The organism is Chryseobacterium sp. Tr-659 (assembly GCF_011752975.1).
GTDB lineage: Bacteria > Bacteroidota > Bacteroidia > Flavobacteriales > Weeksellaceae > Chryseobacterium.
On sequence record NZ_VWWP01000003.1, the window covers coordinates 518155 to 537289 of the forward strand.

A 19135-nucleotide genomic window follows, 5' to 3' on the forward strand; every position below is an offset into this window, starting at 1 on the left:
GAACCCTTTGGGTATTTTTTACAAAAATTACTTGATTAAGTGCCTACATGGTATGACAACAGGATGAAATAACAGGATAATAAAATATTATGATTAGAGATATTGTTTATGAGACCGCTGCTTTTTTAAACGTAGACTTCTGCCCTTTAAAAATCTGATATCCAAACCATACTGCAATCAGCGCCATTCCCGCACGTGTTACCACCATTGGAAAGATCGAATTTGCTTCCAATAAACCAATCAGTCCGGACATTAAAAATGTAACCATCAGCTGCATAAATCCAAGCAATGCAGCAGCAGTGCCTCTTCCTTCTTTAAAAGGAGATAAAGCGTGAGCTGATGTAATGGGAAATAAAATTCCGATGGCCAGTAATGACAGATATAACATTGTAATTTCTAATGCTACGGAAAGGTTCTCAGCTGCAATCACAATATGAAGGCTACACACAATCAATAAAACAATTGTGGCGATAAATAGAAGATTTGAATGGCTTATTCTTTTGATCAATCTGGGAGTAATATAAGCCGCTGTTATAAGAGCCAATGAATTAAAAGCAAAAATAAAACTGAAAACAGTACTCGAAAATCCATGAAGCTCCATAAATAGAAAAGGGGCATTTGAAATATAGATAATGAGTGAAGCAAAAGCGATACTTCCTACCATTGTGCTGTTGATGAAATCTCTATTGGAAATGATCATTTTCAATTGTTCTTTTAATCCTTTTTCATCCGTAAGCTCATTATCAGGAAGGCTGATCCTGGTATTGGTTTCCGGAACATATTTATACACCATGAAGAAGGTTATTAGCCCCATAATGCATAGGAACGCGAAAGAACTGTTCCAGCCCCAGTATCTGAGAAATACACTCCCCAGCAATGGGGCAACTATTGGGGCAATCCCGCTGATCTGAGATTGCTGTGAGAAAATGGTTACAGACTTTTGCTTGTCATAAAGATCAATAATAATTGCTCTTCCGATAACAATCCCGGCACTTCCCCCGAAAGCCTGTAAAAACCGCATCGCCCATAGAACATAAATATCTGATGTAAAATAAATGGCTGTAGCTCCGATAATGAAGAGCAGCAATCCGCAATAGAGCATAGGTTTACGTCCTTTTTTGTCAGATAAAGGTCCCCATAACAACTGCCCGAATGCAAACCCGGCAAAAAACACAGAAATGGATATCTGGATATGCCCGATATCGGTTTTAAAAATTTCTGCCATACTTGGGAAAGCAGGAAGATAGAGGTCTATACTTAACGACTCCAATGTGTTGAGTAGTGCGAGAATAAACACTACAATACTTAAATTCTTCTTCATAAATAAACGATAAGCCTTTTCCGGCGGTTTTTCAACTGCAAAATTGGAATAAAAAGCATCGTTTTTCAAGACAAGAACTGAAGGAAGTATAGGACAAATTGAAGATTTATAACAAAAAATATAAATTTAAACTCGTTATTGCAGTAAATATTGGGGATTACCTTTTTTCATTATTCTTAAAACAGTCAGGATTTTGGTGAGTATGTTTCTTAAAAAATCTTGAAAAATATGAAGCATCGTTAAAACCAAGTTTAAAAGCAATTTCCTTCACCGTAAGAGCGCCAAAGCTAAGTTCTCTTTTGGCTTCCAGAATGAGACGCTGGGAAATCATCTTTTTTACAGTAGTTCCTCTCAAAAGGCGCACGATATCATTAAGATGATGAGTGCTTATCTTTAACTGATCAGCATAGAAGCTCGTTTCTTTATGCTGAATGTAATGCCGTTCTATAAGACCAACCAGTTCCTGAATACGCTGACGGTCATTCAATAAAGGTTCCTGAGGCTTAATTTGTTCCCCAATAATAATACAAAATGCTTTCAGATAAGCTTTTAAGAGCTCTTTCCTCGAGGCACCCTTATATTCCTGCTCAATCAACGATATAATTGTACTGCAGGTCTTTTCATTTTCCAGATTTAAAAAAAAGGGAAGCTCCCCTCCTGTAAGTACAGATTCTATATCACACGCTTCATTAAAAATTTCACTGCTGATGGCCATTGCATATCCTTCTTCTCCATCCAGCTTCATATTGAAAGCCTGTCCTGGTGCAATGATACATATCTGATTGTTTTCAAGTTTATAGCTTTCAAAATCCAATTCCAAACGACTGTTTTCATACACCTCCCTGAACCAGATAATTTCGAAAAAATTATGCCTGTGTACTTCATGAAAATTTTCAGGGCCGGCCGCACTCAACGTGCTCATCTGAAATTCTTCAGAAGTGAGATGGTGAACCGGGATTTCTTTTTCGGGTGTAATCATCACTATATTATAAAATAATGAGTAATAAATAAAAACCACAGCAAAAAAAGTGCTGCGGTTTTCTTACAATATTTAAAATTAAATATAATTTTTCAATTTATTGGTTCAGGAAGGCATCCCATCCCTGAGCGGTAAGGGCAACCAGCTGATTGGAGCCTCTTGCCACCATAAAGTTTCCTTCTTCCTGTTCTACAGCATGTCCTATGATGGTAAAATCAGGATGATTTTTAATTTTATCAAAATCATTAGGAGAAATAGTGAACAGCAATTCATAATCTTCTCCCCCGCTTAATGCTGTTACCACAGGATTTAAATTCATTTCATCCGCAGTAGAAATCGTAAGACTGTCTAAAGGAACTTTTTCCTCATATAATCTGAATCCTACTTTTGACTGATCTGAAAGGTGAAGGATTTCAGAAGCCAGGCCATCTGAAATATCAATCATGGAAGTAGGTTTAATATCCAGTTCTTCCAGGATCTTCTTCACGTCGGTTCTTGCTTCGGGCTTAAGCTGTCTTTCAAGAATATAATCGTACCCCTCCATTTCCGGCTGCATATTTGGGTTTGCAAGATAAACAGCATGTTCTCTTTCCAAGATCTGCAGTCCCATGTAAGCACCTCCTAAATCTCCTGTTACCACAAGAAGATCATTGGATTTTGCACCACTCCTTTTTACAATATTTTCCTCATTTTCAATTCCTACTGCAGTAATGCTCATTACCAGTCCTGAATTGGAACTTGTGGTATCTCCTCCAATCAGGTCTACTTTATATCTTGTGCAGGCAGCCTGAATTCCGGAATAGATCTCTTCCAAAGCTTCCACAGGGAATCGGCTTGAAACGGCAAGGGAAACCAATATTTGGGTGGGAGCAGCATTCATGGCTGCAATATCGCTGAGGTTAACAACAACAGCTTTATATCCTAAATGCTTCAACGGAACATAGCCCAGATTAAAGTGTACGCCTTCCGCCAGAACATCTGTAGTAAGGACCACTCTTTTATGATCAGGATTAATAACTGCCGCATCGTCTCCTACTCCAAGCTCCGAAGATTCGTTGGATAGAGGAAAATGTTCTGTCAAATGCTTAATAAGACCGAATTCTCCAAGTTTCGAAATAGGCGTTAATTCCTGTGATTTATCTTCAAACATGATTTTTTGTATTAATGTCCAATGTAAAAAGTAATAATGATTTTAAAAATTGCTCCAAAACTTAAAACTCTCAACCCTGAACTTTGAATTTTAAACTTCGAATTATTTAATCAATTCTGCCGGATCAATATTGTGCGGGTGGAAAGGAAGCTTTTTGAAGTCTTCTTTTGACAGCACCACCGTTTCCGGGCTTTTATATTTATTCATAGCTTCCACAACATCATCCGGTGGAGTGGTCATTTTTCTGAGCATCATATCGATCCATACTCCTGTAGCTTCTGCAGTAGCACAGTGCACACCGTCCGGAGTATAAAATTTATGTACAAAACGGTAGATCGAAGAATCTTCTGAACATCCGTCTATTTCCACACTTACGATGACAATCTGGTCTGCATAGATCTCTTTAAAGAAAGAATATCTTTCGTGCAGGATTACCGGGCCTATTCCCCATCTGCTCAGCTGCGTAACGCCCATTTTTTCTTTGGTCATAAAAGCCATTCTGGCCTGTGCACAGTATTGTACATATGATGAATTGGCTAAGTGTTTGTTGGCATCAAGATCGCTCCAACGTACTTCAAATTTATGGTAGAAAATCATATGAAAATCGTTTTTGATATAATTAAAATTATAATCTTCAAAAATACTCAAATAAGATGGTTTATAAAAATTGTACTTTTGAAAAAATAATCTCCTGCATAGGATTACATATACATGAAACAGATCATTATTATCGGAGGCGGTGCTGCAGGCTTTTTCTGTGCATCCAATCTTGACGAAAAGAAATATACAATTACCATTTTAGAACAGAACTCGGATGTCCTTCAGAAAGTGAAAATTTCCGGAGGCGGGCGGTGCAATGTAACCCATGCCTGTTTTGATCCAAGGGAGCTTGTTCAGTTTTATCCGCGTGGAAACAAGGAATTACTAAGTGTTTTCACCAAATTTCAGCCGGGTGACACCATGGAGTGGTTTGATCAGCTTAATGTTCCACTGAAAATTGAAAACGATAACAGAACTTTTCCGGAGAGCAATTCTTCACAAACCATTATCAATACTTTTCTGAATGAAACCCGTAAAAAGAATGTTGAAGTCAAAACAAAATGTTCTGTAAAAGAAATTGAAAAACAGGATGAAAAGTATTTGGTAAAAACAAGTCTTGGTGATTTCCAGGCAGATTATATCGTTTACACAACCGGAAGTTCTCCAAAATCGTTAAAAATGATTGAAAATCTGGGACATAAGATTGTAGATCTGGTTCCTTCACTTTTTACTTTCAATATTAAAGATGATCTGTTGAAAGACCTTCCGGGAACAAGTTTTGAAAATGCAGGGATTTCAATTCCCAAATTGAAAACGAAAGAAAGCGGCCCATTATTGATTACCCACTGGGGACTTTCCGGGCCCGCAGTATTAAAAATTTCCGCTTGGGAAGCCATAAGCCTTGCCAAGCTTAAATATAACTTTGAAATTGAGGTTAATTTTATTTCCATAGAAATAGATGAGGCTGAAGAAATCTTCCATAATTTCAAACTAAACAATCCTAAAAAAAGCATTGGACAATCCAAAATCTTTGATATTACCAATAGATTCTGGCAGAAAATTCTGGAGATTTCAAAAGTTGACCTCAACAAGCAGGTGGCTAATATTTCTGGAAAGGAAATGCAGAAAATCCTGGAAAATCTTTGCAGAAAGAAACTTCAGGTGACAGGAAAATCAACTTTCAAAGATGAATTTGTAACAGCAGGAGGTGTTGATTTAAAGGAAATTAACTTCAAAAACATGTCTTCAAAACTACTCTCTAATTTTTATATTGCCGGCGAGGTGTTAAATATAGATGCAGTGACAGGCGGTTTCAATTTCCAGGCCTGCTGGAGTGAAGGGTGGCTGATTGCTCAGGACCTCAACGGCCTGTAAAAAATAAACTTTGAATAACTAATAATGCTCTCTGCTAAAAGAAATAGTTCTCCTTTCTTTAAAACCCTACTCATCATAGGGTTCATATATTTCTTTTGGCTGATGCTTAAGATTACATTAGAATATATACCTTTTAGTCCTGAGGTCAGCTTTCTGATGATCAAACAGACAGAAGTGGTAGAAAGACCTGAATATCTTATGTTTTTCTACACTCATGTTTACACCAGTATTTTTGTTCTTCTTTCAGGATTTCTAGCCATACTCAGAAAGGATCTGGGTGTGAAGAACCTCCATCGTAATATAGGAAAAGTATATATTTTTCTTGTTTTGGTTTTCGCGGCGCCTTCAGGAATCTATATGGGAATCTTTGCCAACGGAGGGCTTTTTTCTAAGATTTCGTTTGTAATTTTAGGTTTGTTGTGGTGGTTTTCTACTTTTAAGGCTTATCGCCTTGCGAGGCAGAAGAAATTTATCGAACATAAACAGTGGATGTGGCGAAGTTTTGCTTTCACGCTATCTGCCATCACATTAAGGATGTGGAAAGTTATTATTGTATATTTATTCCACCCGAATCCCATGGATGTCTACCAGATCATTGCATGGCTGGGCTGGATTCCGAATATCCTGATTATTGAATATTTAATCACAAAAAAACATATATGAAAATTTTAAATTACACCATGATTTCCTTATTGGCTGTTTCTTTGATAAGCTGCAAAAAAGAGGGGAACATTAATGAAAAAGGGAAAGATTCTTTAACGGCAAAAAAAGATTCTGTTGTCATTCCTGAAGTTTATAAAGAATATTACGGAATTTACACTGGTGATTTCGCAGGCATGCAGAAGATGACAGATGAAACAGACGGTTCAGAATATGACACAAGCATTTACAAAAGAATTTCTTTAAAGATTAACAGAATTACGAAAGACAGTGTTTACGGGCAAAGTATTGTTGATGGAAATCAGCGCCCCTTCAGAGGAGTATTCAACGAGTCTTCAAAATCTTTTGTTCTGGATGAACCTGGAAATGACAAAACAGACGGAAGATTTGAAGTTAAATTAAGCGGAGACAGCTTAACCGGAAAGTGGAATGCTTTCAACAAAACATCGGTAAAAGCCCCTTCGAAAACACTTAAACTGGCAAAAAAAGAATTTGTTTATAACCCGAACTTTATGTTGGATGAGAATTCTGATCTGGTAGACTGGTCAAATCCTAAAGAATTTACTGAAAAATACACCAACGAAGAAACCGGGAAAACGGAAAGCTATAAAACGTCTAAAAACCGTTTCGCCTCAGATGCAATATTCAAACTGAATGCATCTAAGCAGAAGCTTACAGAAAAAGATCTTAAAAACCTGAGAAAGCTGGATCTTGAGATCATTAAGAATTCTGTATTCGCCAGACATGGTTATTCCTTTAAAAAAGAAACATACAGAAACTTTTTTGAACAAACAGATTGGTACATCCCGGTATCTAATAATGTAGACAATGATCTTTCTCCCATGGAAAAAGAAAATGTAGCTTTATTGAACCGGTTTACTAAATACGCAGAAGATAAATATGACAGCTTTGGAAGATAGATTTCCGAGATATTTTTTCCCAAACCATGTCAAGGTTTAAAACCTTGACATGGTTTACATTACTTTTGAGACTTTTTTTTCATTTGTATTCCGAAATATAATAACAGACATCCTACACCATAGCATACAATATCAATCCAAGAGAAAGAGTTTCCAATAACAATATACATCAGGCTTCCAGGGCGGAACCCTAATCTTTCTGCAATATTGAAATACTGTGCAAATTCCACCATAAACGAAAAAATCAAAATTCCCAGAATCAGCTTTTGATCATTAGTATGAATAAAGCTTTTTACAAAAGTATAAAGAAGTATTACAACAATAACATCACCCAGGTAAGCCCTTACAAAGAAAATATGTTCCAGCTTTGTGGCAATTAAGACTTCTACAAGAAAAATAAAAATGGTTAGAAGGAAATACTTTAAACTGAATTGTAACTTCATTTCAAATTGGGTTTAGGGCATAAAAAATCGGCATCCTAAGAACACCGATTTTATTTTATATTAAACAAAGATATTATTTCTTTACTTTGATTGTACATCCGATGGCTACTGTTTTCGTCATCTTTATATTTTCTTCCTTGATCAATGCATTGACTGCATCCTGAGCATAATATTCTGAGACATCATTCGGGTTGTCATAATTATTGTCAATAGCTCCTATATATTTTACGATATTCTTTCCGTTTTCCTTTTTCAGGACAAAAACATGAGGCGTTTTTGTTGCTCCGTACTGGGGATAGATCTTCTGTCCATCATCTACTAAATAAGGGAAAGTGAATCCTTTCTGTTTTGCTCTTTCAATCATCTGCTGATACCCGTCTTCCGGCTGTACATTCGGATCGTTTGGATTAATAGCGATTACCGGATATCCCTGTGATTTATATTTTTTATCAAGCTCAATAATCCTGTCTTCATATTTCTTGGCATATGGGCAATGATTGCAGGTAAATATCACAATGAATCCTTTTGCACTTTTGAAATCACTTAACGAAACCATTTTACCATCAATATTTTTAAGCTTAAAATCTGTAGCTTCATCTCCCACTTCATAGCCTTTTATCTTGGAAGTATTTTCATTTCCGGATGTATTTTTATCATGATCCTTTGTAGTAAAGCTTAGTAATCCGAGCCCAACCAGGAATGTTGTCATTAAAATTTTCAGGTTTTTCATATTATAAATTATTTATTGTAGGTTTTCTGCAATCGTTTTCTCGAGTTCTTCTTTACTCATTTCTCCATCGTTAAAATGAATTTTCTCTCCGTTCTTATAGAATAATGTCACCGGAATATTTCCATCCCAGTCTTTTTCAAACTTCGGAATCCAGGTGTTCATTCTTTTGATATCATCCAGCAAAACCACCTCTGCTGTAAGACTTTTATTTTTCATGAATTTCAATACCCTTTCTTTATCTGCCAATCGGTCTAATGAAACCAGGAGCATCTTAAACTTCGGGTTACCTGCATTTTTATGATTTACCTCCATGAAATAAGGCATTTCCTTCACGCAGGGCCCGCAAGTGGTTGACCAGAAATTGACAACCAGAAGCTTATTTTTTTCCTGTTGTATTCTTTTTTCAAGGTCTTCATATTTCACAACAGAGACACTGGTCTGCTGAGCTTTGAAAACTGTACAAAAAAAGAATAGGACGAATATTTTTATTAAATCCTTCATACTCAAAATTAACAAAATACATCCTTTTGCAGTGAATATCAATTTGTTAAACTTTGTTAATAAATTCATTTATCATGTGAAATTCTTTCACAACCTGTTGAATTATTAGAAATAAAATGTAAATTAGCTCTGAAACAAATTAAAATTATCATGAAAAAATTAAACATTCAGAGAAAAAAATTAACCAAAGATGAATTGAAAAACATTACAGGAAGTGGTAGAGTATGCTGGGAAGGATTCTGCCGCGGAGGAGAGTTTGAAGAATGGCGACCTGGTTCCGGGGATAAAAACGGATTCTGCTGCTAATAGCCTTATTTACAAAAGATTTATAGATTATAGATGTAGGTTTTCATCAATAAGAAAAGAATTTAGTTTAACCTAATTAAAATCACTATGAAAACATCAGACATTAAAAAAAGAAAGCTCTCTAAAAATGAGCTAAAAGAGATTTGCGGAGGGGCAAACAGACCTATCTGCCCAAGAGTGATAAGCTGCACAGATCCGAATACCGGAGAAGACCGCTATGGTGTTCCCGGCATGCAAGACGGATTTTGCTGCTAATACCAGATAATAAAAAAATGATTGGATTAACCTCCAATCATTTTTTTTATCGCATTAAGCTTCATTAAAGCTTCAATGGGTGTTAAAGTATTGATATCTATCTTTGTAAGCTCTTCCCGGATATTCTCCAGAACCGGATCATCCAGCTGGAAAAAAGAAAGCTGCATATTTTCTTCCGTAACTCTTTTAATGCTTTCCGAAGAACTCCCTCCCTGCGTTCTGCTGGCTTCCAGAGTCTTAAGGATCTCATTGGCCCTGTTTACTACTTTTGCAGGCATCCCGGCCAGTTTTGCAACATGAATACCGAAACTATGTTCGCTTCCTCCAGGAACCAATTTTCTCAGGAAAATAATATTTCCTTTGTTCTCCTGAATGGATACGTGAAAGTTCTTTACTCTTTCAAAATTCACGGTCATTTCATTCAGTTCGTGGTAATGTGTTGCAAATAAAGTTTTGGATTGTGTAGGATGCTGATGCAAGTATTCTGCAATGGCCCAGGCTATGGAAACCCCGTCATAGGTTGACGTTCCGCGGCCAATTTCATCTAAAAGAATCAGACTTCGTTCGGAGATATTGTTCAGAATGTTTGCTGCCTCGTTCATCTCCACCATAAAAGTTGATTCACCGGCAGAAATATTATCCGTAGCTCCTACCCTTGTAAAGATTTTATCCAGCATTCCTATTTCAGCATGCTTTGCAGGCACAAAACTTCCGATCTGAGCGAGAAGACATACAATTGCCGTCTGGCGAAGGATCGCCGATTTACCGGCCATGTTCGGTCCGGTAACCATAATAATCTGCTGCGAATCTTTATCAAGGAATATATCGTTAGGAATATATTTTTCTCCTAAAGGAAGTGCATTTTCAATGATCGGATGTCTTGCCTCTTTTAAATCAATGGCATACCCGTCATTTAATATAGGTTTAGTATAACTTTCGGAAACAGCCAGCTCGGATAATCCTGCAGCAACATCAAGCTGAGCAATAATGTTTGAATTCCCCTGGATCTGATCAATATAAATCATTGTTTCGGAACATACTTTTCTGTACAATGAAGTTTCCAGAACCCCGATTTTTTCTTCAGCTCCTAAAATCTGGTTTTCGTATTCCTTTAATTCCTCGGTAATATACCTTTCCGCATTTACAAGTGTCTGCTTTCTTACCCAATCATCCGGAACTTTGTCTTTATGGGTATTACGAACTTCAATATAATACCCGAAAACATTGTTAAAATCAATCTTAAGACTGGTAATCCCTGTTCTTTCGATCTCTCTCTGGCACATTTCATCCAAAAAACCGCGGCCTTTACTCTGGAGATTTCTTAATCTGTCCAGTTCTTCGGAAACTCCTTCCTTAATAATATTTCCTTTCGCAATGCTTACCGGAAGCTCTTCATTAAGATGATCTTGTAAAAATTTAATCAGCTCTTCAAGATTAAATAAGGGCTCAAGCCAAGCCAATACATCTGCATGAGGATGCAATAAAGCTTTGATCTTATGAATATTAATTAAACTTTGACGCAGATATCCCAGTTCCTTGGGAGATATTTTTTCTGCGGCCAGTTTTCCCATCAGTCTGTCCAGATCAGAAATAGATTTCAACAACTGGCAGATTTCGTATTTCAGATGATCATTTTCATTTAGAAAATCAATCAGGGACAGCCTTCTCATGATCTCATCCACAGATTTAAGGGGAAGAATGATTCTCCTCCTCAATAAACGCCCTCCCATTGGAGTAGATGTCTTATCAATAATATCCAGCAGTGATTTTCCTTGTGGATTGCTCGGATAAACGATCTCCAGGTTTCTTAACGTAAAATTATCCATCATCAGATAGTCTTCCTGAGGGATAATCTGAAGTTTGGTAATATGGGAAAGTAAATTATGATGGGTATCCTCCACCAGATAGGCAAAAATAGCCCCGGCAGCCGTAATGGCTAATGGAAGATTCTCTACCCCAAATCCTTTTAATGAATTGGTTTTAAAATGATTCGTTAATTTTTCATAGGCAAAATTATATTGAAATGCCCAATCTTCCAGCTTAAAAGCATTCTTATTCTTAAACTGTTCAGGAATCTGTGCACTTCTCTGAAAAATGATCTCGCTCGGATCAAAAGTATTGACGATATGCAATAATTTCTCCAGGTTTCCTTCACTTACCAGAAATTCTCCTGTAGAAATATCTACCAGCGCAATACCATATTTCTCTTTTTCTTTATGCAAAGACAGAAGGAAGTTGTTCTTTTTCGAATTCAGAACCTGATCATTGAAAGTAACGCCGGGAGTAACCAATTCTGTAACGCCTCTCTTTACAATCCCTTTCACCATTTTAGGATCTTCCAGCTGATCGCAGATAGCCACTCTCATTCCTGCTCTTACCAGTTTCGGCAGGTAAGAATCTATTGAATGATGCGGAAAACCGGCAAGCTCTACACTTCCTTCTCCGTTATTTCTTTTGGTAAGAACAATACCCAGTATCTGGGATGTTTTCACGGCATCCTGCCCAAAAGTTTCATAAAAATCTCCCACCCTGAAAAGTAAAAGCGCATCAGGATATTTACCCTTGATGGTATTGTACTGTGTCATTAATGGGGTTTCCTTCTTCGTTTTTGCCATAGTAAAAAATGAGCCCCAAATTTAAAAAAATAAATTCACGGAGGGAGAATTGTTTATAGGTTAATCTTATTCGCTTTTCTTTATCAGTAATTAATCGTATTTTCACCATAAAATCACACTATTCATGGAATTTCCAGTTTTAGAGACCGAAAGACTTATTTTACGGCAGCTTACCCTTAATGATAGCCAGGACTTATTTGAGTACTTTTCTTTAGATGAAGTAATGGAATATTATGATCTGGATACCTTCAAAACGTTGGAAGATTCACAACAGATCATTCAGCATTTCAATACTGAGTTTGACAAAGGAAAAGGATTCCGCTGGGCATTGGAGCTGAAGTCTGAAAAGAAAGTCATAGGAACCTGTGGCTATCACAACTGGTACCGGGAACACTTCAGAGCCGAGATCGGATACGAGCTTAACCCAAAGTTCTGGAAACAGTCTTATATGAAGGAAGCTGTTCTTCCTATTCTTACTTTCGGATTTGAAACGATGAGACTGCACCGCATAGATGCATTTATTGATCCCGCGAATATTTCTTCTGAAAAGCTGTTAACCTCTTTAAACTTCAGCAAAGAAGGGATTTTGAAAGATTTCTTTTTTGAAAAAGGAAAATTTGTAGATGCAACGATTTTCGGGTTGATTAATAAGTAGAAACTTTTAAGGCTGGAAGATGGGAGCAGGAAAAGGGAGGTTATTGAAGTTGAGAAGATGTATTTCTATCCCTTTGATAAATTTTTGATTTTCAGAACCTTATTAACAAATAGTAATTTCCAAGTTTGATCTTCACGCATCCAGTCTGAAAAAGTTATTTCTCTTTTAAATGTCTTTCCAGCGCCTCTGAACTTTTCTTATAGGCCCATTTTTGCTTATAATTTACCCATTTCGCTTTAAATAACTTACGCATCATCTTATCTGTGTATCTCATAATGAAAACATGATACAGCATATTGGCGAAAACATTCGGTTTATTGGGAAGCGCTCTCAATGAAAGAGAAAATCCCGGCTCGAGATATCTGTTGAAATGCCAGAATGCTCCCGGAATAAATAATGCATCACCATGTTCCATAAAGATTTCATACCCTCTTGCATGCTTCAAAGCAGGAAATTTCTCATAATCCGGGTTTTCATAATCCACATCATAGATGGTATGAACTGACAACGGAACCTTATATAAAAACGGAGATTGTTTCTGATCAAACAGCAGAATTCGTTTTTTCCCTTCAAAATGAATATGCATGAAGTCTCCCAGATCCACATCATAGTGCATCAGAACGTGTGCTTCACTTCCCCCGAAAAATAAAGTAGGAAGCCTTTTAAAAAACTTCATTCCAAGATCCGGATAGGTGAAGTTTTTCAGTAATTCAGGAAGCCTGTCTGTAATGATATAAAAAAAGATACGAAGATCTGAAGGTTTGCTTTTAATGGTATCGATATAATCCTTCATTTTCATATGCGTTACCGGTGCATCTGAGCTTTTAGCAGCATCAGCAGGTTTATTGTCATATAACGGGACTTCCTGATCCCCCGCTTTTTCCCGGATGTAAGCTAGGTTCCATTGATCAAAAGCATCCCATCTGCTCGCAAAATTCTTTATCAAAAGCGGTTTCTGCTTTTTAAAATAATTTTTCTGAAAATCTTCTTTACTGATATCATTAACAACATCTACGTTTTCGAGGATCATGTATTTTGTATTTAGGCGAAATAAAAATAGTGTTTTTTTGAAAATTGAGAAAATTAAGATAAAAAGATACGAAGCTGGAAAAGGGAGGCTGTAAGTTCTTATTTGTCTGTAACCGTATACGTCATTCAATAAAAGATTATGTATAGAAAACGTAAACTATCTCTTCGGCATCCATAACTTCCCTCTTCCAGCTTCAGACTTTATTACTTTATTAGCAGACCTCAGATGAAAAATTTATATTTGTGATATCAAGTGAATTTATGAGAGTCTATAATACCAAACATTTTCTTAAAATCCTTTTCAGCCTACATAAAAGTGATACCTTAAAAATTCTTTTTCCAAGTATGCTGCTGGTGGGATTATATTCCTGGGGAATTCAATATCTGGAGGTGGAATACCTTCATCTTACTTCAAAATCGGGAATCAGTAATGTAGGAATGATTCATTCTTTATTAGGATTTGTACTTTCCCTGTTATTGGTTTTCAGAACCAATACGGCTTATGACAGATGGTGGGAAGGGAGAAAACTTTGGGGAAAGCTGGTGAATGATACCCGAAACTTTGCTATAAAAATCAATACCATTCTTGGTGACAATCACCAGGATGCAGAACAGATTTCAAGATATTTAAAATTCTTCCCTCATTTTTTAGCCCAACATCTTTCTAAAGAATCAACGAGACTGGCTTTGGATGAAGATTATTCCGAAATAGAAAATTCATTAAAAAATCACGGGCCAAGCGAAATGATTATTCTTTTAAGTCATAAACTTAACCTGCTAAAAAAAGAAGGTAAAATTTCAGATGTTGAAATGCTATATCTGGACACGCAGCTTTCAGGATTTCTGGATGTATGCGGAGGTTGTGAGAGAATCAAAAACACCCCTATTCCTTATTCATATTCTTCATTCATCAAGAAATTTATAATCCTGTATGTTTTTGCTTTGCCTATTGCCTATGTGATTACTATTGGCCTTTTCATGATCCCTCTTACTGTTTTTGTATACTATGTTCTTATGAGTCTTGAACTTATTGCGGAAGAAATCGAGGATCCTTTCAACAATGATGAGAATGATATCCCAATGGAAACATTAGCGCAGAATATTGAGAAAAACGTTCATCAGATTATGAATAAAAAATAACAGCATTTAATTAAGTGTATCTGAAATTTTCAATTATAAATTTAATAAATTGCACAATGAAACCGCCCTTTCTCTGAAAGCAGCAATGTAATAAGCAATAAAATCCTTTATCAAGGATGCAGAACATTGAAAATAAGACGGAAAATTAATCTCAACAAAATAATACAATTGGTACAGAAACTAAAACTGGAAGAACTTAACAGAATAGATGTAGAAACATTTAAGAAGGTTGAAAAAATCCCGTTAGTCATCATTTTAGATAATATCAGAAGTATGCACAATGTGGGTGCCGCTTTCAGAACGGCAGATGCCTTTTTAATTGAAAAAATAATCCTTTGCGGAATTACTCCGCAGCCCCCGCACCGTGAGATTCATAAAGCGGCATTGGGAGCAACGGAAAGTGTAGACTGGTCTCATGAATCAGAGACTAATACGGCCATTGCCGATTTGAAAAGTAATGGATACGAAATCATCGGAATTGAGCAGACTACCGACAGCCAGCTCATTACTGATTTCACGATTGACAGATCAAAAAAATATGCCCTGATTTTAGGAAACGAAGTAGAAGGAATCAGTGATGAAGTATTGCCCAATATTGATGTATTTCTCGAAATTCCACAGCTCGGAACAAAGCATTCTCTTAATGTAAGTGTGTGCGGCGGAATTGTGATGTGGGAATTTGCAAAAGCATTAAAATAAAAAAACTGCATATGTCCTTAGTAGACAGTGCAGTTTGAAATAAATCTAATAAAAAGTAAAAATGAAAGGCGACAAAGGTACCTTTTTTTTCTTTACAAACAAATTTTGACGGCACTTTTTTTGTTTCATCTTAAAAAAAGTCGTGTTTTCAGAAAAAGTTTCATTTAATTTTTTATAAATTAGCACAATGTTTATCAAGGACTATATCTCAAAAGACTTTCCGTGTTTTAGCTTGTCTGACTCCATAGAGTCGGCCAGAAATACATTGGAAGATTTTGGATATTCCCATATTTTCATCAAAAAATCTCATCACTTTTACGGAGCTATTGCCCAGGACTTTCTTTATGAGGAAGACGGTGGTACTCTGAAGGATCTTGAACATCAGATCGAACGTTTTGCGATTCTGGAAGACAATAATATTATGGACAGTATTCGCCTGTTTCATACCTTCAGTTCCAATGTGATACCGGTGATTAACAAAAGTGAAAAATACCTGGGATATATCACTTGTGAAGATATTTTCCAGGATCTTTCCCGTTACCCTCTGTTTTCTGAAACCGGAGCGATTCTCACCATAGAAACGCCCGCCAGAAAATATTCAATGACGGAAATCGCCAATATTGTGGAAAGCAACAACTCGAAATTCTATGGCGGATTTATCAGCTTTATGTCTGATGAAGTGATCCATATCACCATAAAGATCAGCAACGAAAATCTGGCCTCGATAGACTCAACTTTTGACCGGTACGATTACAGAATTGTTGAAAAATACTATTCTGACGAGAAAACCGATCTGTTTAAAGACCGATTTGGTTTTTTCCAAAAATTCATAGAAATATAACATGAAGGCAGCCATATATTCTCAGAAAAAGGATCTTGATACTTTTCTATATCTAAGCAAGTTTATCTCTGAACTTGAAACCAGAGGTGTAAAATCTGTTCTGTATGATGAAATGGCCGAAGCGCTTCAGTTTTCAAAAATTTTTGAGACTTTTAACTGCAAGCAGGACCTTTTGGATAAAGAGGTTGATCTATTCTTCACTTTCGGAGGAGACGGAACTATCGTAAACTCTTTAACCTTTATTGAAGATCTTGAAATTCCTGTGGTAGGAGTTAATACAGGAAGATTGGGATTCCTTGCCTTTTTTACAAAAGAAGAAGCATTTAAAGAGCTGGATTCGATCTTAAAAGGTGATGTAAAAACAAGCCGCCGTTCAGTAATTGAAGTGGTATCTCCTAACCTGGAAGGCTTTTTTCCATATGCTTTGAATGATGTTACCGTTTCCAGAAAAGAAACCACTTCCATGGTTACCGTAGATTCTTATATTAATGATGAGTTTCTGAATGTATTCTGGGGAGACGGGGTTATCATTTCAACACCAACCGGTTCTACCGCATACTCATTGAGCTGTGGCGGACCTATCATTTCACCCAACAACGAGAACTTCGTCATCACACCTATTGCTCCTCATAATCTGAACGTGAGACCTTTAGTGGTGAATGATAAAGTGGAAATAAAATTCAGAGTGGAAAGTCGTGTATCACAATATTCGCTTTCTTTGGATTCTCGATTAATCCATATTGAAACCGACAAGGAAATCATCATCAGGAAGGCTTCTTTTCAGCTTCTTCTGGTTCAGCCCAACGGTTTGAGTTTCTACGAAACCATCCGCCAGAAGCTACTTTGGGGACGAGACAAAAGAAATTAGTAATTTCTTAAAAATGATTACCTTTACACGAAATTAAAACACCTAATAAATTTATAATAAAAAGTAAAACATGAGCAGAATTTTTCCGGCAGGAGTTGCCACAGGTCAGTTAGTTACTGATATCTTTCAGTATGCTAAAGAAAACAAATTTGCATTACCTGCAGTAAACGTAATTGGATCAAGCAACGTAAACGCTGTGATGGAAACTGCAGCGAAATTAAACTCTCCTGTAATTATTCAGTTTTCAAATGGTGGAGCTGCTTTCAATGCAGGGAAAGGATTAAGCAATGACGGACAAAAAGCTGCTATCTTAGGAGCTATAGCAGGTGCAAAACATATCCATACCCTTGCTGAAGCTTACGGAGCAACAGTAATTCTTCACACAGACCACTGTGCAAAAAAATTACTTCCTTGGATTGATGGATTAATGGATGCTAACGAAGAATTCTTCAAGCAGACAGGAAAATCTCTTTACTCTTCTCACATGTTAGACCTTTCTGAAGAATCTTTAGAAGAAAACCTTGAGATTTCTTCTGAATATTTCGAAAGAATGGCTAAACTTCAGATGACTCTTGAAGTGGAAATCGGAGTAACAGGAGGTGAAGAAGATGGTGTTGATAACTCAGACGTTGATAACTCTAAATTATATACTCAACCTGAAGATGTAGCTTATACATATGAAAAATTAAAAGCTATTTCTGAAAACTTCACAATTGCTGCCGCTTTCGGTAACGTACACGGAGTTTACAAGCCAGGAAACGTAGTTCTTACTCCAAAAATCCTTGACAATTCTCAGAAGTATGTTCAGGAGAAATTCGGAACAGCAGCTAAGCCTGTTAATTTTGTATTCCACGGAGGATCAGGATCCACTTTGGAAGAAATCAGAGAGGCTATTGACTACGGAGTAATCAAAATGAATATCGATACTGATCTTCAGTTTGCTTACACAGAGGGCGTAAGAGATTACATGGTGAACAATATTGATTATTTAAGAGCTCAAATCGGAAACCCTGAAGGAGAAGAAAAGCCAAACAAAAAATTCTATGACCCAAGAGTTTGGGTAAGAAAAGGTGAGGAAACTTTCTCTACAAGATTGGTAAAAGCATTTGAAGATTTAAATAACGTAAATACTTTAAAATAAGAACTGTACATTTGTATCAATGTAAAAAGTATTCATAAAAATACATTTACATTGGTACATTTTACATTTATACATTAATACTAATAAAAAATGGCATTCGACTGGTTTAAAAGAAAAGCAAAAAACATTACCACCTCTACTGATGAAAAAAAGGACGTTCCCAAAGGCCTGTGGCATCAGACTCCATCCGGAAAAGTTGTGGAACATGATGAACTAAAGAGAAATAACTATGTTTCTCCTGAAGACGGATTTCATGTAAGAATAGGAAGTGCAGAATTTTTTGACATCCTTTTTGACGGTGGTAAATTTACCGAACTGGATGCCAATGTTGAAAGTATTGATATCTTAAACTTCAAAGATACAAAGCCTTACAAAGACCGTTTAAAAGAAGTAAAAGCTAAAACAAAACTTACAGATTCTATCAGAAATGCTGTAGGAACCGTAAAAGGAACTGAAATGGTAGTTTCTTGTATGGATTTTGCTTTTATCGGAGGATCTTTGGGTTCTGTAATGGGAGAAAAGATCAGAAGGGCCGTAGATTACTGTATCAAGCATAAACTTCCCTATATGATTATTTGTCAATCCGGAGGAGCAAGAATGCAGGAAGCCACTTACTCTTTGATGCAGCTGGCAAAAGTTCAGGCTAAACTGGCTCAGCTTTCAGAAGCAGGACTTTTATACATCGCTTATCTTTGTGACCCTACATTCGGAGGAATCACTGCGTCTTTCGCAATGACTGCTGATATCATTATGGCAGAACCAGGAGCATTGATCGGTTTTGCAGGACCAAGAGTAATCCGTGAAACGATTGGTAGAGACTTACCGGAAGGATTCCAGACATCAGAATTCTTACAGGAAAAAGGATTTGTAGACTTCATTGTAAAAAGAACTGAAATTCAGGATACTGTTGCAAAAACCGTTAATTTATTAGCAGTAAAAGCTTAGTAACTGTAACAAAAACAATACAA

Annotated in this window: 21 protein-coding genes; 12 read left to right on the forward strand and 9 right to left on the reverse strand. The window is 36.6% G+C overall.

Annotated elements, in window-relative coordinates; genetic code table 11:
* Positions 1-106: 106 nt before the first annotated feature.
* The 4 genes from F3J23_RS09920 to F3J23_RS09935 all read right to left on the reverse strand — a co-directional run bounded on the left by F3J23_RS09920 (position 107) and on the right by F3J23_RS09935 (position 4047).
* Positions 107-1321, reverse strand: coding sequence for a multidrug effflux MFS transporter (locus tag F3J23_RS09920; protein WP_167027751.1), 1215 nt, complete (start codon positions 1319-1321; stop codon positions 107-109).
* 157 nt (positions 1322-1478) lie between these two features.
* Complete coding sequence (locus tag F3J23_RS09925) at positions 1479-2300, reverse strand: helix-turn-helix domain-containing protein (protein ID WP_167027754.1); 822 nt, start codon at positions 2298-2300, stop codon at positions 1479-1481.
* Positions 2301-2397: 97 nt separating this feature from the next.
* Positions 2398-3450, reverse strand: a complete 1053-nt coding sequence (gene thiL / locus F3J23_RS09930; protein ID WP_167027757.1) for a thiamine-phosphate kinase — start codon at positions 3448-3450, stop codon at positions 2398-2400.
* Between the two features lie 102 nt (positions 3451-3552).
* Positions 3553-4047: an acyl-CoA thioesterase gene (locus F3J23_RS09935; protein ID WP_167027760.1), complete on the reverse strand. Its 495-nt coding sequence runs from the start codon at positions 4045-4047 to the stop codon at positions 3553-3555.
* Between the two features lie 114 nt (positions 4048-4161).
* On the opposite strand from F3J23_RS09935, the gene F3J23_RS09940 reads away from it, so the two are divergent.
* From F3J23_RS09940 to F3J23_RS09950, 3 genes are all read left to right on the forward strand, one after another.
* Complete coding sequence (locus tag F3J23_RS09940) at positions 4162-5364, forward strand: NAD(P)/FAD-dependent oxidoreductase (RefSeq protein WP_167027763.1); 1203 nt, start codon at positions 4162-4164, stop codon at positions 5362-5364.
* A 102-nt stretch (positions 5365-5466) separates the two neighbouring features.
* Complete coding sequence (locus F3J23_RS09945; protein WP_228455315.1) at positions 5467-6027, forward strand: DUF2306 domain-containing protein; 561 nt, start codon at positions 5467-5469, stop codon at positions 6025-6027.
* Entirely contained in the window at positions 6024-6944 is a 921-nt protein-coding gene (locus tag F3J23_RS09950) for a YARHG domain-containing protein (protein WP_185156449.1), read from the forward strand. The genes F3J23_RS09945 and F3J23_RS09950 overlap by 4 nt, the downstream gene beginning before the upstream one ends.
* Positions 6945-7003: 59 nt before the next feature.
* On the opposite strand, the gene F3J23_RS09955 is transcribed toward F3J23_RS09950, so the two are convergent.
* From F3J23_RS09955 to F3J23_RS09965, 3 genes are all read right to left on the reverse strand, one after another.
* The gene (locus F3J23_RS09955) at positions 7004-7387 is read right to left on the reverse strand and encodes a DUF2809 domain-containing protein (protein WP_167027769.1); all 384 of its coding nucleotides are present in this window, start codon (positions 7385-7387) and stop codon (positions 7004-7006) included.
* Between the two features lie 73 nt (positions 7388-7460).
* On the reverse strand, positions 7461-8117 hold the full coding sequence (locus F3J23_RS09960; protein ID WP_167027772.1) for a thioredoxin family protein: 657 nt from the start codon (positions 8115-8117) through the stop codon (positions 7461-7463).
* A 12-nt stretch (positions 8118-8129) separates the two neighbouring features.
* A complete protein-coding gene (locus F3J23_RS09965) occupies positions 8130-8618 on the reverse strand; it encodes a TlpA family protein disulfide reductase (protein ID WP_167027775.1) in 489 nt (162 codons plus the stop codon).
* Between the two features lie 150 nt (positions 8619-8768).
* Here F3J23_RS09965 and F3J23_RS09970 point away from each other — a divergent pair, with 150 nt between their 5' ends.
* Both F3J23_RS09970 and F3J23_RS09975 read left to right on the forward strand, forming a co-directional pair.
* Positions 8769-8924: a hypothetical protein gene (locus F3J23_RS09970; RefSeq protein WP_167027778.1), complete on the forward strand. Its 156-nt coding sequence runs from the start codon at positions 8769-8771 to the stop codon at positions 8922-8924.
* An 87-nt stretch (positions 8925-9011) separates the two neighbouring features.
* Positions 9012-9179, forward strand: a complete 168-nt coding sequence (locus F3J23_RS09975; RefSeq protein WP_167027781.1) for a hypothetical protein — start codon at positions 9012-9014, stop codon at positions 9177-9179.
* A gap of 26 nt (positions 9180-9205) precedes the next feature.
* Here the strand turns inward: F3J23_RS09975 and mutS are convergent, their stop codons facing one another.
* Positions 9206-11794, reverse strand: a complete 2589-nt coding sequence (gene mutS, locus F3J23_RS09980) for a DNA mismatch repair protein MutS (RefSeq protein WP_167027784.1) — start codon at positions 11792-11794, stop codon at positions 9206-9208.
* A 124-nt stretch (positions 11795-11918) separates the two neighbouring features.
* On the opposite strand from mutS, the gene F3J23_RS09985 reads away from it, so the two are divergent.
* A complete protein-coding gene (locus tag F3J23_RS09985) occupies positions 11919-12449 on the forward strand; it encodes a GNAT family N-acetyltransferase (RefSeq protein WP_167027787.1) in 531 nt (176 codons plus the stop codon).
* A 154-nt stretch (positions 12450-12603) separates the two neighbouring features.
* Here F3J23_RS09985 and F3J23_RS09990 read toward each other — a convergent pair whose 3' ends face one another.
* The gene (locus F3J23_RS09990; RefSeq protein ID WP_167027790.1) at positions 12604-13479 is read right to left on the reverse strand and encodes a cupin-like domain-containing protein; all 876 of its coding nucleotides are present in this window, start codon (positions 13477-13479) and stop codon (positions 12604-12606) included.
* A gap of 242 nt (positions 13480-13721) precedes the next feature.
* Between F3J23_RS09990 and F3J23_RS09995 the strand changes: the two genes are divergently transcribed.
* The 6 genes from F3J23_RS09995 to accD all read left to right on the forward strand — a co-directional run bounded on the left by F3J23_RS09995 (position 13722) and on the right by accD (position 19112).
* Positions 13722-14618 carry a bestrophin family protein gene (locus F3J23_RS09995; RefSeq protein WP_317167709.1) on the forward strand — a complete coding sequence of 299 codons (897 nt, stop codon included), beginning with the start codon at positions 13722-13724 and terminating at the stop codon, positions 14616-14618.
* A 168-nt stretch (positions 14619-14786) separates the two neighbouring features.
* The gene (locus F3J23_RS10000; RefSeq protein ID WP_167027793.1) at positions 14787-15317 is read left to right on the forward strand and encodes an RNA methyltransferase; all 531 of its coding nucleotides are present in this window, start codon (positions 14787-14789) and stop codon (positions 15315-15317) included.
* Positions 15318-15504: 187 nt separating this feature from the next.
* Positions 15505-16158, forward strand: a complete 654-nt coding sequence (locus tag F3J23_RS10005) for a CBS domain-containing protein (protein ID WP_167027796.1) — start codon at positions 15505-15507, stop codon at positions 16156-16158.
* Between the two features lies 1 nt (position 16159).
* Entirely contained in the window at positions 16160-17026 is an 867-nt protein-coding gene (locus F3J23_RS10010) for an NAD kinase (RefSeq protein WP_167027799.1), read from the forward strand.
* Positions 17027-17096: 70 nt separating this feature from the next.
* A complete protein-coding gene (gene fbaA, locus F3J23_RS10015) occupies positions 17097-18167 on the forward strand; it encodes a class II fructose-bisphosphate aldolase (RefSeq protein WP_167027802.1) in 1071 nt (356 codons plus the stop codon).
* Between the two features lie 90 nt (positions 18168-18257).
* Positions 18258-19112, forward strand: a complete 855-nt coding sequence (accD, locus tag F3J23_RS10020) for an acetyl-CoA carboxylase, carboxyltransferase subunit beta (protein ID WP_047095043.1) — start codon at positions 18258-18260, stop codon at positions 19110-19112.
* Positions 19113-19135: the final 23 nt, after the last annotated feature.